The organism is uncultured Oscillibacter sp., from assembly GCF_900546705.1.
Classification (GTDB): domain Bacteria; phylum Bacillota; class Clostridia; order Oscillospirales; family Oscillospiraceae; genus Oscillibacter.
This window is the reverse complement of sequence record NZ_URDP01000003.1, coordinates 1-12,269: the sequence shown is the minus strand read 5'-3', so window position 1 is coordinate 12,269 and position 12,269 is coordinate 1. Positions and strand designations below refer to the sequence as shown.

14 protein-coding genes and 1 pseudogene are annotated in these 12,269 nt (G+C 62.0%); 2 read left to right on the top strand and 13 right to left on the bottom strand.

Annotation, left to right across the window (positions count from 1 at the left end):
• Positions 1 to 16 precede the first annotated feature (16 nt).
• Positions 17 to 1,768, bottom strand: a complete 1,752-nt coding sequence (locus tag QZS13_RS01175; RefSeq protein ID WP_295584436.1) for an NFACT family protein — start codon at positions 1,766 to 1,768, stop codon at positions 17 to 19.
• 2 nt (positions 1,769 to 1,770) lie between these two features.
• Complete coding sequence (locus QZS13_RS01170; RefSeq protein WP_295584434.1) at positions 1,771 to 2,172, bottom strand: Mini-ribonuclease 3; 402 nt, start codon at positions 2,170 to 2,172, stop codon at positions 1,771 to 1,773.
• A 152-nt stretch (positions 2,173 to 2,324) separates the two neighbouring features.
• Between QZS13_RS01170 and QZS13_RS01165 the strand changes: the two genes are divergently transcribed.
• Positions 2,325 to 2,867: a putative ABC transporter permease gene (locus tag QZS13_RS01165; protein WP_295584432.1), complete on the top strand. Its 543-nt coding sequence runs from the start codon at positions 2,325 to 2,327 to the stop codon at positions 2,865 to 2,867.
• A gap of 85 nt (positions 2,868 to 2,952) precedes the next feature.
• Here QZS13_RS01165 and acrA read toward each other — a convergent pair whose 3' ends face one another.
• The 3 genes and pseudogenes from acrA to QZS13_RS01150 all read right to left on the bottom strand — a co-directional run.
• Positions 2,953 to 4,065, bottom strand: a complete 1,113-nt coding sequence (gene acrA, locus QZS13_RS01160) for an acryloyl-CoA reductase electron transfer subunit beta (RefSeq protein ID WP_295584430.1) — start codon at positions 4,063 to 4,065, stop codon at positions 2,953 to 2,955.
• A 21-nt stretch (positions 4,066 to 4,086) separates the two neighbouring features.
• Positions 4,087 to 4,887, bottom strand: a complete 801-nt coding sequence (gene acrB / locus QZS13_RS01155; RefSeq protein ID WP_119347165.1) for an acryloyl-CoA reductase electron transfer subunit gamma — start codon at positions 4,885 to 4,887, stop codon at positions 4,087 to 4,089.
• Between the two features lie 18 nt (positions 4,888 to 4,905).
• Positions 4,906 to 5,295: pseudogene (locus tag QZS13_RS01150) on the bottom strand (acyl-CoA dehydrogenase family protein); the annotation flags it as partial.
• A gap of 500 nt (positions 5,296 to 5,795) precedes the next feature.
• Between QZS13_RS01150 and QZS13_RS01145 the strand changes: the two are divergent.
• On the top strand, positions 5,796 to 6,539 hold the full coding sequence (locus QZS13_RS01145; protein ID WP_295584426.1) for a zinc ribbon domain-containing protein: 744 nt from the start codon (positions 5,796 to 5,798) through the stop codon (positions 6,537 to 6,539).
• 53 nt (positions 6,540 to 6,592) lie between these two features.
• On the opposite strand, the gene QZS13_RS01140 is transcribed toward QZS13_RS01145, so the two are convergent.
• The 8 genes from QZS13_RS01140 to QZS13_RS01105 form a co-directional block, all read right to left on the bottom strand.
• On the bottom strand, positions 6,593 to 7,462 hold the full coding sequence (locus tag QZS13_RS01140) for a DUF3298 and DUF4163 domain-containing protein (RefSeq protein WP_295584424.1): 870 nt from the start codon (positions 7,460 to 7,462) through the stop codon (positions 6,593 to 6,595).
• On the bottom strand, positions 7,459 to 7,950 hold the full coding sequence (locus QZS13_RS01135) for an RNA polymerase sigma factor (RefSeq protein WP_295584423.1): 492 nt from the start codon (positions 7,948 to 7,950) through the stop codon (positions 7,459 to 7,461). Before QZS13_RS01135 ends, QZS13_RS01140 begins: the two co-directional genes overlap by 4 nt.
• A gap of 18 nt (positions 7,951 to 7,968) precedes the next feature.
• Positions 7,969 to 8,910 carry a GDSL-type esterase/lipase family protein gene (locus QZS13_RS01130; protein WP_295584421.1) on the bottom strand — a complete coding sequence of 314 codons (942 nt, stop codon included), beginning with the start codon at positions 8,908 to 8,910 and terminating at the stop codon, positions 7,969 to 7,971.
• A 149-nt stretch (positions 8,911 to 9,059) separates the two neighbouring features.
• Positions 9,060 to 9,530, bottom strand: a complete 471-nt coding sequence (locus QZS13_RS01125; protein ID WP_295584417.1) for a DUF4358 domain-containing protein — start codon at positions 9,528 to 9,530, stop codon at positions 9,060 to 9,062.
• Complete coding sequence (locus QZS13_RS01120; protein ID WP_295584415.1) at positions 9,527 to 10,423, bottom strand: GDSL-type esterase/lipase family protein; 897 nt, start codon at positions 10,421 to 10,423, stop codon at positions 9,527 to 9,529. The genes QZS13_RS01125 and QZS13_RS01120 overlap by 4 nt, the downstream gene beginning before the upstream one ends.
• Positions 10,424 to 10,445: 22 nt before the next feature.
• Complete coding sequence (locus QZS13_RS01115; protein WP_295584413.1) at positions 10,446 to 11,147, bottom strand: YjjG family noncanonical pyrimidine nucleotidase; 702 nt, start codon at positions 11,145 to 11,147, stop codon at positions 10,446 to 10,448.
• Positions 11,144 to 11,608, bottom strand: coding sequence for a threonine/serine exporter family protein (locus tag QZS13_RS01110; protein ID WP_295584411.1), 465 nt, complete (start codon positions 11,606 to 11,608; stop codon positions 11,144 to 11,146). Before QZS13_RS01110 ends, QZS13_RS01115 begins: the two co-directional genes overlap by 4 nt.
• Before the next feature lie 15 nt (positions 11,609 to 11,623).
• Positions 11,624 to 12,269: threonine/serine exporter family protein (locus QZS13_RS01105; RefSeq protein ID WP_295584409.1), on the bottom strand; the 646-nt coding region annotated here is incomplete at its 5' end.

The window sequence follows — 12,269 nt, the reverse complement described above, 5'->3', positions numbered from 1 at the left end:
CGTGCTCTCCTCATTTTCAGCGTACCTGCAGGCGTTTCACCAGAGCTGCATCCGGCGTCACGTATACCGTATGACAGGTGGTATAAATGACCATACCCGGCCGTCCGCCGGCGGGCTTCTTGACATATTTCACCGCTGTGTAGTCCACCGGGACGTTGCTGCTCTCCCTGGCCTGGGAATAGTAGGCAGCCAGCTGCGCCGCCTCCAGCAGCGTCTGCTCATCCACTTCCGCGCCGCCGGTGCAGACAATCACATGGGAACCGTGGATTTTCTGCGTATGCAGCCACAAGTCCCGATGGTCCACATCCTTAAGAGTCAGCTTGTCGTTTTGCCGGTTGTTCCGGCCCACCAGGACCCGGAAGCCGGAACTGGTCCGGAATTCCCGGGGCTTTGCTGCCCGCTTGAGCTCTTTTTTCCCCTTTCCCTGGCTGCGGAGAAACCCTGCCTGGCGCAGTTCATCCCGAATGTCCAGGAAATCCTGCTCCGTCTCCGCCTCGGCGATCTCCTCCAGCACGCTCTCCAAGTACTCCAGATCCCGGCGGGCAATGGCCATCTGCTCCCGGAGATACCGCTCCGCGGTCTTGGCTTTGGTATATTTCTTGTAGTATTTGGCCGCGTTCTGCTGGGGGTTAAGCAGCGGGTCCAGAGAGATCGTGACTGTCCCGCCGGCAGGGTCATAGTAATTTTCACACTCCAACCGGCTCTGCCCCCGCTCCATCCGGTAGAGGTTGGCCGTAATCAGATCCCCGCAGATCCGCAGCTGCTGCCGCTTCTGCGTGGCCTCATAGTCCTTTTCCTGGATGGCCAGCTTCCGGCGCAGCCGATCCCGGGCCGTGGTAGCGGCCCGAATCAGCTCCGCCCCCCGCTGGCGGGTACGCTCCATGCGCTCCCTGGTTTCGTAGAAGGCATCCAAGAGGGTGCTGAAGTTCTCGTACCGCTCCAGCTCCACCGCACTGCCGTATTGGCGGATGGGAACGCAGGCAATCTCCATGGGACGCCCGTTTTGCCGCAGGCAATATGGTGTGAAGTGGTTTTCCTTGATTGCCTCGATATAAGAAGCCATTGCCGACCACAAGGCAGTTCGTGCACCTGCATCCATCTCAAACAGGCGCCGATCTGTCTCCCCGGTAGCGGTGAATACCACCTCCCGGGCCATCAGCGGCGAGAGTCCGAAATACTGATCCAGCAAAAACTTGTCCGCTGCCCGCTCGCAGTCCGCCGAAGAGAGCTTCTCCAAAAAGCCCTCCTCCGTCTCCTCTACCACCGGCAATCGCCCGGTACTCTCCGGCATCTGATAATACAGTCCCGGCAGCACCTGTCGAGCAGCGGACATCTCCGCATCCACCCGGCGCAGACAGTCGATGATCCGCCCTTCCTCATCCAGCAAAATCAAATTGGAGCGGCGGCCCATGGCCTCCAGTACCAGTGTCCGACGGCCCGGACGGCCAAAGTCGTCCGTAATATCCAGCTCCAGCCGGACCAGACGCTCCAGCGGCGGCTGGGTCAGCGCCGCCACCCGCGCCCCCACCAGGTGCTTGCGCAGCAGCATGCAGAACATAGGCGGCTCCGCCGGATTGTCCCGGGTCAGCTCCGTCAGCTGGATTCGGGGCGCGTTGGCCCCCGCGTTGAGCAGCAGCCGCCGGTTTCCCCGCAGCAGCAAAATCACCTGATCCCGGGCAGGCTGCTGCACCTTATCAATACGCAGCCCCAGCAGCTGCGGCCGCAGCTCCTCCAAAACAGCCTGTAAACATACGGCATCCAGTGCCATGGTCATTCCTCCATCATCGTGCAGAACAGTTCATTGATCCGCTCAGTACGGCCCTGAAGCCACAGCCATCCCAGCGTAGCTTCCAGCGCGGTAGCCTCCCCGTACTGTGCGCGGCTGGCGTGAGGCGGCACCGAGTGCACCTGCGCGTTCCGGCCCCGCTTGAATACTGCCAGTTCCTCCTCCGTCAGCATGGGCAGAATGCGCTGGGCTTTTTCCGCCTGACTCTCCGCCCGCACCAGTGCCACAGTTGCCTGGTGCAGTCCCTTGCCGGTAGCCTTGCCATGGGTACACAGCCAGGTCCGCACCAGAATCTCAAACACTGCGTCCCCCATATGCGCAAGGCCGATGGAGCTGATCGCACGCAGCTGATCGGCGGTCATCGCGTTTTCAAAGTAGTTCTCCATATGTTTCTCCTTTTGCCCGCACAGGCTGTCAAACGGCCGCCTGTGTCATACAGCGGTAGTATACCACACATTCCTCCGCTTGTCACTCATGTCCCCTTGCCTGACTGTGCTCTCCATGTTATGATGAAGAAAAACAGCTGTGTGAGGTGCCTATGAAACGACGATTGCAGACGCTGGAGGCATGGTTCCTCTATTTTATGCTCTATTCCATCATCGGTTGGGTTTATGAGGTGTTTCTGGAGGTAATAGTCTATCGCTGGGGCTACTCGGATCGTGGCGTACTCCATGGCCCCTACTGTCCCGTCTACGGCGTGGGAGCTCTGGCATTTCTGCTTTGCTTCCACCGTCTCATGGCCCTGAAGCGCCCCCGGTGGCTGCGGATTTTAAAACCACTTTTGATTTTTCTCGGATGTATGGCAGTGGCAACGGGAATTGAACTGATCACCAGTTATCTGCTGGAATGGCTGACCGGAAGCTGGCCCTGGCAGACCTATGTGGACTACGCCGTCAACTTCCAGGGACGGATTGCCCTCTCCCCCTCCGTTCGCTTCGGCCTGGGCGGCGTATTTTTCCTCTTCCTGCTTCAGCCCCTTTTTGAACGGGCTGTCGGCCTTCTCTCTCTTCGCAGCAGGGCCTGGGTCGCAGGGATTACCGGGGTTGTATTCCTGGCAGACCTTCTGCTTACAATCATGTAATGTAATATAGCTTTACATAGTTTTTCTTCAAATTGCGCAAAAAAAGACTCCATCCTCTCGGATGGAGTCTTTTTCAATGCGAATCTTACTTCGCAGCCTTGGCGGCGCGCACCGCCTCGATCAGCAGCGGGGTGACCTTGAACAGGTCGCCGCAGATGCCGTAGTCGGCGATCTCGAAGATGGGAGCGGTCTCGCTCTTGTTCACCGCGATGATGCACTCAGAATCCTGCATGCCAGCCTTGTGCTGGATGGCGCCGGAGATGCCCAGAGCAACATAGATCTTGGGGTGAACGGTCTTGCCGGTCTGACCAACCTGATGGTCGGCGGACAGCCAGCCAGAGTCGATGGTGGCACGGGAACCGCCAACGACGCCGCCCAGCTCAGCAGCCAGCTCCTCAGCCAGCTTGATGCCGCCCTGGACATCCTTGGAGATGCCACGGCCCACAGAGACGACCACGTCAGCGCCAATCAGATCGACCAGCTTCTTGGCGGCCTTGACGACCTCGACCACCTGGGTCTCCATGTCGTTCTCAGTCAGCGCGATGGTGGGCTTGATCAGCTCGCAGGCGTCAGCCTTGGCCTGATCGAACTCAGCCTTCTTCATCACGCCGGGGCGCACAGTGGCCATGGCGGGACGGAAGCGGGGGCAGATGATGGTAGCCATCAGATGGCCGCCGAAAGCGGGACGGGTCATCTTCAGGTTGCGGTCCTCCTCGGGGATCCCGTCGATCATTGCGGGGGCCAGAGTGGAGGACTCACGCAGGAACTGCTTGTACTTGGGCACATCGATGTCCAGATGAGTACAGTCAGCGCACAGACCGGTGTGCAGACGGGCAGCACAGCGGGGGCCCAGATCGCGGCCGATGTTGGTGGCGCCAATCAGCATGACCTCAGGCTTGTACTCCATGACGGTGTCGCAGATCACCTTGGTGTAACCGTCGGTGGTGTAGTTCTCCAGCAGGGGGTGGTCGCAGACGTACACGCCGTCAGCACCGTAGCCGCCCAGCTCCTTGGCGATGCCCTCAATGTTGTGGCCCAGCAGGATACCGTACAGCTTAGTCCCCAGCTCGTCGGCCAGCTTGCGGCCCTCGGAGATCAGCTCGAAGGAGGTGGGCATCATGGTGCCCTGACGCTGCTCGCAGAATACCCACACACCGCCGTTGAAGGCAGCGATATCAGCACTGTTAAAAGTAGACATATTCTTCCGTTCTCCCTTCTATCAGATCAAATGCTTGGCAGCCAGAATGCCGGCCAGCTTGTCGCAGGTGTCTTTGTCGGCGCCTTCCAGCATCATGCCGGCACCCTTCTGGGGAGGCGTGAAGGACTTAAAGATGTTGGTGGGGGAGCCCTTCAGACCAATGGTGGTGGAGTCGATCAGGGGATCGTCCTTCAGGGTGTTGTAATCAAAGACCTCATAGGGCTTCTCATAGCACTCGAAGATGCCGCCCACGCTCATGTAACGGGGAGCGTTCAGCTCCTTGATGCAGGTGATCAGGCAGGGGGTGTTGACCTTGATGGTCATGTAGCCGTCCTCCAGCATACGCTTGATGGTGAGGGTACGGCCCTCCTTAGTGATCTCAGCAGCATAGGAGACCTGGGGCAGGCCCAGCTTCTCAGCGATCTGGGGACCAACCTGAGCGGTGTCGCCGTCGATAGCCTGACGGCCGCACATCACGATGTCCTCCTCGCCCACGCCGATCTTGTTGATGGCGGCAGCCAGGATCTGAGAGGTAGCATAGGTATCGGAACCACCAAACTCACGGGCAGAGACCAGAACGGCACGGTCAGCGCCGCGGGCAATGACCTCGCGCAGCATACCCTCGGCAGGAGGGGGCCCCATGGAGACGACCACGACCTCGGCGCCGGTCTGCTCCTTCAGGGTCAGAGCGGCCTCGACGGCGTTCAGGTCATCGGGGTTGGTGATGGTAGCCATGGAGGCGCGGTTCAGAGTACCATCGGGATTCACGGCCACCTTACCAGAGGTATCGGGGACCTGCTTGACACAAACAATGATTTTCATTTCCATCTGCCTCCTATCTTATTTCACACCCAGAGCACGGGAGATGACCATGCGCTGGACCTCGGAAGTACCCTCATAGATCTCGGTGATCTTGGCGTCACGCATCATGCGCTCCACGGGATACTCACGGGTGTAGCCGTAACCGCCGAACAGCTGGACAGCGCGGCGGGTCACGTCAGAGGCGGACTCAGCAGCAAACAGCTTCGCCATAGCGGCGTCCACGCTGTAGGGCTCGTGCTTCTCCTTCTTCATGGCAGCGGCGTACACCAGGTACTGAGCGGCCTGCATCCGGGTGTGCATATCGGCCAGCTGGAACTGGGTGTTCTGGAACTGGCTGAGGCGCTTGCCGAACTGGACCCGCTCCTTGGCGTACTCCACGGCGGCCTCATAGGCCCCCTGCTCCACACCCTCCACGTCGTAGCGGCGGATGACCCGCACGCCGGTAAGGCCCTCCAGGCCAAGGGTGCCCTTCAGCTCCCCCAGCAGGTGGCCGGCCTCCACGTCAAAGCCCGGCTTTTTTTCCACATAGCAGCGAAATACCTTCCCCATATATACCTCCCTTAATCTCCCCGCGGATGGAGAGACTCCATCCTGCCCCGCGGGTGCCGCCGGTGCAGCGGACGGCGCGCAAATGACCCGGTCAGCGCCTTTTTCTGGTCTGCCGGGAATGTCTCTGACATAACTATAGCACGGGGGACCGGCCTGCGGCAATAGGCAATCCGACAGAGAAAAGAGGGGGAAAGGAAACAATTTCTCTTCCATCGATTTACTTTTTTCTTCAGCTATGTTATAATCTCGACAAACCGACCCCATCTCTGTGGGGACCGGTATGCTCCGCCGTAGGGAAGCGGAGCGCCACATCGGGCGGCGAAACCCATTCTGCCGCCAGAGAGAAGGAGTGTTGTGTTATGTTCTGTCCCAAGTGCGGGAAGGAGATCCCTGACGGTTCCGCATTTTGTTCTTCCTGCGGCACCAATGTAAACACCATGAGCGGCCCCGGCGGCGCTGCCAAGCCCTCCGCGGCGGGCGCTGCCTTCAGCGGCCTGGGCGGCTTCCTGAAGAACTACTTTGCCTCCCCGGTCCAGGCCACCCGGAATACCCTGGCCAAGGGCGACCTGGCCACCCCCCTGATCCTGCTGGGCGCTCAGCTCATCGCCTGCATCCTGATGTTCCTGGGCTTCTCCCTCAAGATCGGTATGATGACCTACGGCTACGCGGAGGTACCCTTCCAGTTCTGGTTTGTGGGCGGTCTGCTGAGCGAAGTCGTTGGCGTGATCATTTTCATGGGCCTGCTCTTCGGCGGCGCCAAGATCCTCAAGTCCGGCTGCACCTTCCAGGACGTGGTGATCGCCTGCGGCTGTCACTCCATCTTCATCACCATCCTGATGGTCATTGACTTTTTCTGCTTCCTCATCTCCATGCCTCTGGGCCTGTGGGTGATGATCCTTACCCTGATCCTGTGGGTGGCTCTGGGCGTGTCCTCCTTCCAGATGGTGGCTCCCGAGCTGGAGTCCGGCAAGTCCTGGCTGATCTACCTGGGCGTGGTGGCTGTCACCATCGTGCTGACCCTGCTGATCCTGGGCGAGGGCCTGCTTCCCGCTCTGATGAGCTCTCCGGTGGGTATGTTCAGCAGCATCTTCGCCAACCTGTAAACATGATAAAAAAGAATGGGACGCAAAACCAAGGTTTTGCGTCCCATTCTTTTTTATTTGCTTCCGCCGGTCTCCGGCAGGGGCACCCGGAACTCCTGGGCGCCCATATAGCCAGGGGCGATTTCGTATTTCTCGAAAAAGATCACCGGGGTACCGTCGGCGTCCAGATAGAAGGCCTGGTCGTCGGCAATGGAGGTAAAGCCTCCCTCCCCCTGGAGGAAGTAGAGGTTATCCGGGTCCTGACTGCGGCGTTCGATCTCGGCGGAGATGGCGGAATTGGCGATCTCCTTGTAGTCGGGGCCCAGCAGATCCCGGAGGGTGACCTCCCGCCCGGCCTGGAGATCGATGTTGTAGGTGTAATACTCGGTGTAGGCGCTGGCCAGGGTCTCGGTCTTGGTGATGACAAAGGAGAGATAGCGGTCGTTCTGGCACTTGATCTCATAGTCCACGCTGATGATGATGGGCATAAAGTCGTCAGGGTCGCCGCCGGTGGCCACATAGGCCTCCTTGGTGTCCCGGGCCCGGTCCTCCGCCTCCTGGAGCACCTGGTCGATGCGGGTGGAGATCTCGGTGTTGACCCGCTGCTCCAGATCGGTGTCTCCGGCCAGGTCCAGGGCGGGCAGGCGCACGTCAATGAGATGGTCCCGGTCCTCCACGGTGTACTGCTGGACGGTAAACACCCGGGCCAGATCGCCCAGCACCGGTACGTCGGCCACGGCCTGGGCAAAGGTAGGGTTGACGTTGATCAGCAGTACGAAGCAGGCGCAGGCGGCCAGCCCGGCGGACAGGCTCCGCCGCAGGCCCCGGCGCTGCCGCCGCTTTTTCTCCCCCGCCCGCAGGGCGGAGGCAACGGCAAATTCCAGCTCCGGGGGCGTATCGGCGTTCCGATACTGCGCTCTGGCCTCTTCCCACAAATCCTTCATGTGGTTACCTCCTCTCCGGTCAGCTCCCGCAGCTTGCGCAGGCTCTTGTACAGGCGGGATTTGACGGTGTTCAGGTTGACGCCGGTGATGTGGGCGATCTCCTCCAGCTTCATGTCCTCAAAAAAGCGCAGCCTGATGATGGCCTGCTCCTTGGGGTCCAGCCGGTCGATGGCGGCGTACAGGTCCAGCCGCTCCGCCGGATCGCTGGCGGGGGCGGGTCCGTCGGCCACCGAATCCTCCAGAGGGACCAGCCGCTTGTTCCGGCGGTAGTGGTTCATGCTCTCGTTGAGCAGGATGCGGTAAAACCAGGTTTTCAGGTACTCCGGCTGCCGGAGAGAGTCCGACTTGGACAGGGCGCGGACAATGCTCTCCTGCACCACATCCAGGGCAGCGTCCCGATTTTTGACATAGCTGAACGCCAGGCGGTAGAAATCCTCCTGGTGGGATACGATATAGGCGTTCAGCTGCTGCCGGATGTTGTTGTCCAATGCCGGGGTACGCTCCTTTTATTGGGCCGCTGTCTGGCCCGCTTGATAGGCCTCCGGGGTAACGGTGTGGCACATCAGATATTCCAGCCACTTCTGATACCAGGCCTTGGTAAAGTGGACTCCGTCCACCGTGGCCTCGGCGGGCAGGATGCCGTTTTCATCGCTGAGGGCGGTTTTGACGTCCACCAGGGCCACCTGGCACTCCTCCGCCAGCTTGGGGAACACGCCGTTGAAGTCGGCCACCCGGTCGTTGTTCACATAGGAGGGCTGCTTCTTCTGAGCGCAGATCTCCGGGTTGACGGGAACCAGGTTCTGCAGGTAGATGATGGCGTCGGGCTGGGCGGACTTGACCTCCTCCAGGAAGGACTTGAAGGCCTTGTAGAAGCTGTCGGTGCCGGGATAGCCCAGCTCGTTGACGCCCAGGGAGATGTAGATCTTCTTGTACTGGGGGCCCTTTTCCAGGGCCTCCACCACGGTGTACTTGCCGCCGTTCATCTCCACCACCTGGCGCTTGCTCATGTCGAAGATGTTCAGGCCCTTGTAGCAGTAGAAGGTGGCGCCCTTGATGCCGCTGTAGATCTGCAGGCCGTCGGTGCGGGAGTCGCCGATGAACAGGGCGTCGGAGAAATAGTCCATCTCCACCGGCTCGGACTGGGGCACCGGCTGGGTAAAGTCAAAGACGGCGGCGGGAGAAGCGGCGGGAGTGGGAGTGGGCTCGGGGGTGGCCTCCGCGGCGGGAGACTCCGAGGGAGGGGCGGAGGGCTCGGTCACGGCCTGGGAGGGGCTGACCTCCGGCTGCACGGAGGGGGTGACCGCGGCGGCCGGGGGGGCGCTTTTGCCCGCGGAGGGGATGAGCAGCAGACAGACGCACACCGCTGCCGCGGCAATGAGCAGGGGCAGGGTGGCCCCGGGGCCTTTTCTGTTGTTTTTGACCCGTTTGGGACGATAGGACTGGGACAATGAAGACACCTCAATCTGTAGAAACTGGACCCGGCCGGGGGTCTTGTGTTTGCATCTGTTAGACGGCGGGGGTCAATGAAAAGTTGAGGGGTAGCAGTTTATTTTTTCAGAAAAAACGCCGGGGTATCCCCGGCGTTTTTGGGTAGGACTCAGTTCAGGCCGTCCAGCACGCTCTTGGCGGCGTCGGCGTCGGCGGCCACCACCAGCAGGGCGGTGTTGCCGGTCTGCTCCACGATGGCGTGGTTGAGCTTGTCCACCTCTCCGGGCATATAGCTCTCCAGGGCGGTGATCTGATCGCTGACCCGCTTGTCCAGGGCCTCCTTGGCGGTCTTGGCGGCGTCAGCGTCGGTGAGGGTGAGCACGGCGATCTCCTCCGCGCCCATGGACAGGGAGGCGTACACCGCGCAGTCGGTGATGGTGGCGGGGTCGATGCCGTACATGGCGGCGGCGGTGTCCTTGTCCAGGGTGTCCAGGGTGTCGCTGAAGGCGGTGGACTCCAGCAGGGCCTTGGCGGTGGCGGCGGGGTCGTAGCTCTTGGCGCTTGAGCCGCCTCCGCAGGCGCTCAGGCACAGGCACAGGGCCAGCACGCCGGGCAGCAGTCGCTTCAACAGATTCTTCATGGTTCTCTATCTCCTTCCATATCATCCGCATGGGTCTGACCGGCCTGATAGACCGCCGGGTCCACGGTGTGCTCCATCAGACAGGTCAGCCATGTTTCATACAAGGGACGCGTGAAATGGATGCCGTCGGAGGTGGCCTCCTCCGGCAGGGTATCGCCGTCGCCCATCAGGGCGCTGTACACGTCCACCAGCACCACCTGATGCTCCCGGGCCAGCTGGGCAAAGAGCTGGTTAAAGACCTGTACCCGGGCGTTGGTGATGCAGGAGGCCTGACCGTAGATCTTGCATTTGGCCTCGTCCACCGGGGCCAGATTTTGCAGATAGATCACAGCGCCCGGCTGGAGGGCCTTTACCTCCTCTATAAAGACGCCGAAGGTGTGCAAATAGTTTTCCTCATTGTAATAACCCAGCTCATTCATGCCGAAGGCTATGTAGATCTTGCCGAACTGGGGCCCCTTCTCCAGGGCCTCCACAATGGAATAGTCCTGGCCGTCCACCGTCACCAGGCCGGGGTTGTTCACCCCAAAGACGGTCAGTCCGGTGTGGTCGTAGAAGGTGGCGCCCTTGACGCCGCTGTACAGCTCCAGCCCCTGGGTGCGGGAGTCGCCGATGAACAGGGCGTCGGAGAAGTAGTCCATGTCCACCGGCTGGGTCTTGGGGGCGGGCTGGGTGAAGTCAAAGGCGGGAATGGGCGTGGGAGTAGGCGCGGGTGTGGGGATGGGAGTGACGGTGGCGGTGGGGATGGGGTCGGCGCCCTGGGCCGGGGACCGGCTGAGCACCGGAACGGTGACCAGTACCACGCCTACCGCAATGGCTGCCAGCACCAGGGGCAGACGCCGCCGGGCGGGCGGCGGGGGGCTTTTGGTGAGCTGGGAATAGAGGGAGCGGGACAAAGTGAAACACCTCGTTTGAAGTTTAGAGATCAGGGCCGTCCAGCACCAGAGGGGGCAGCTCCTCCAGCCGGGTCAGCTCCCAGGTGGGGGCAACGGGGCCGGGATTGGGCAGGCGGCGGGGGTTGTACCAGGCGGTATCCAGCCCCATGGCGGCGGCGCCGCCGATGTCGGAGGTCAGGTTATCCCCCACCATCAGGGCCCGGCTCAGGTCGGTGACCCCCAGGGCGTCCAGCACCGGGCGGAAGAAGGCGGGGCTGGGCTTGGAGGCCCCCACCTCCTCCGAAATAAAAAGATGGGGAATGAGTTCTTTCAGGGGGGAGCGGTCAAACCGGCCCCGCTGGGCCCGGGCCACGCCGTTGGTGAGGATGGCCAGGGTGCAGTGTTTCCCCAGGGTCCGGCAGACCTCCTCCGCGCCGGGGAGAAGGAAGGCCTGCTCCCCCAGCCGGTCCAGGTAGGTGCGGTTGAGGGCGGCGGGGTCGGCCTCCACCCCAAGGGCGGCGGTGAGCCGGGCAAAGCGCTCCACCACCAGCCACTCCCGGCTGGCCTCCCCCCGGTCCAGCATGGCCCACAGGGCGCTGTTGATGGACACATAGAGGGCCTCGGTCTCCGGGGGACAGGGGATGGAGCAGGACTCCAGAGCCAGGCGCAGGGCCTCATGCTCCGAGCGGTCAAAGTCGAACAGGGTATTATCCGCGTCCAGCAGGACGAAATCGTAGCGTTTCATGGTTGTTTTCCTCCGGGAAGGGACCGCCGGTGGTTCTGGTAGTTGGTGACCAGACGGGCCAGGGAGGCCACCATCAGCACGCCCACCGCCAGGGCCCCGGCCAGGCCCAGGGTGTGGAGCAGAGATTCCAGGAACAGGGAGGTCTCCCCGCTCATGGCGTGCTCCATGGTGTAGTAGATGCCGCCGCCGGGCACCAGGGGCAGCAGGGCCACCAGCTGGTAGCCGGTGACGGGACAGCGGCGGATGCGGGCCATGACTTCCGAGAACAGACTGATGGCCATGGCGGCGAAAAAGCCTGCCAGGATGGTCTTGCCGGCCAGCAGATACACCAGCCATCCCAGAGCGCCGCCGCAGCCGGCGATCAGCTTGCCGGGGCCGTGGATATTGAACACCAGAGTGAATCCGATGCAGCCGGCGAAAGCACACAGGCAGGGCAGAACATATTGAGACCAGATATCCATAAAAGCAGATCCCCTTTACAGAATGTACCCGATGCCCAGGCCCACGGCGGCCCCCAGGGCGATGCCCATGGCGATCAGAATGGCCTCCGCCGTCCGGCTGAGTCCGGAGTAGGTGTCGCCGGCCACAATCTCCCGCATGGCGTTGGTCAGGGCCACGCCCGGCACCAGCAGCATCAGGACGCCGATGGTCACCAGGTCCACATTGGTCCCAAGACCCGCCCGCACCAGCAGAAGAGACAGCAGGGAGGCGATGCCGCTGTACTTCAGCACCAGCAGAATCACCAGCGGGTAGACAATCAGCCGCAGCAGCGTCACCTTCCACACCCCCGGAATGCGGATCACCCGCTTCAGGTCCACGCCCGCCATCAGCATGCCGATGATGATCATGCTGATGGGGCCCAGCATGCTGCCCACGGACTCCATGGCCCCCGCCGCCAGGGCGGGCAGGCGGGACTTCCACATCTCCCCCGCCTCGGGCAGCAGCTCCCCAAACACCACGTACAGCATGGCGCCGGAGGCGAAGCTCAGCGCCAGGGACAGCGCCCGGGGCCCCAGGGTTCCCAGGAAGTACCCCGCCGCCGCCCCCAGCACCGTGGGGGCCCCGGTGGCGGCGCAGACCAGCACGGCCCGGCACCGCCCCATCCCGCCGGAGATCAGCGGC

What these genes read in the sequence shown, in the direction of transcription:
- QZS13_RS01175 (WP_295584436.1), bottom strand. Translation starts at nt 1,768, where the DNA reads ATGGCACTGGATGCCGTATGTTTACAGGCTGTTTTGGAGGAGCTGCGG.
- QZS13_RS01170 (WP_295584434.1), bottom strand. Translation starts at nt 2,172, where the DNA reads ATGGAGAACTACTTTGAAAACGCGATGACCGCCGATCAGCTGCGTGCG.
- QZS13_RS01165 (WP_295584432.1), top strand. Translation starts at nt 2,325, where the DNA reads ATGAAACGACGATTGCAGACGCTGGAGGCATGGTTCCTCTATTTTATG.
- acrA (WP_295584430.1), bottom strand. Translation starts at nt 4,065, where the DNA reads ATGTCTACTTTTAACAGTGCTGATATCGCTGCCTTCAACGGCGGTGTG.
- acrB (WP_119347165.1), bottom strand. Translation starts at nt 4,887, where the DNA reads ATGAAAATCATTGTTTGTGTCAAGCAGGTCCCCGATACCTCTGGTAAG.
- QZS13_RS01145 (WP_295584426.1), top strand. Translation starts at nt 5,796, where the DNA reads ATGTTCTGTCCCAAGTGCGGGAAGGAGATCCCTGACGGTTCCGCATTT.
- QZS13_RS01140 (WP_295584424.1), bottom strand. Translation starts at nt 7,462, where the DNA reads ATGAAGGATTTGTGGGAAGAGGCCAGAGCGCAGTATCGGAACGCCGAT.
- QZS13_RS01125 (WP_295584417.1), bottom strand. Translation starts at nt 9,530, where the DNA reads ATGAAGAATCTGTTGAAGCGACTGCTGCCCGGCGTGCTGGCCCTGTGC.
- QZS13_RS01115 (WP_295584413.1), bottom strand. Translation starts at nt 11,147, where the DNA reads ATGAAACGCTACGATTTCGTCCTGCTGGACGCGGATAATACCCTGTTC.
- QZS13_RS01110 (WP_295584411.1), bottom strand. Translation starts at nt 11,608, where the DNA reads ATGGATATCTGGTCTCAATATGTTCTGCCCTGCCTGTGTGCTTTCGCC.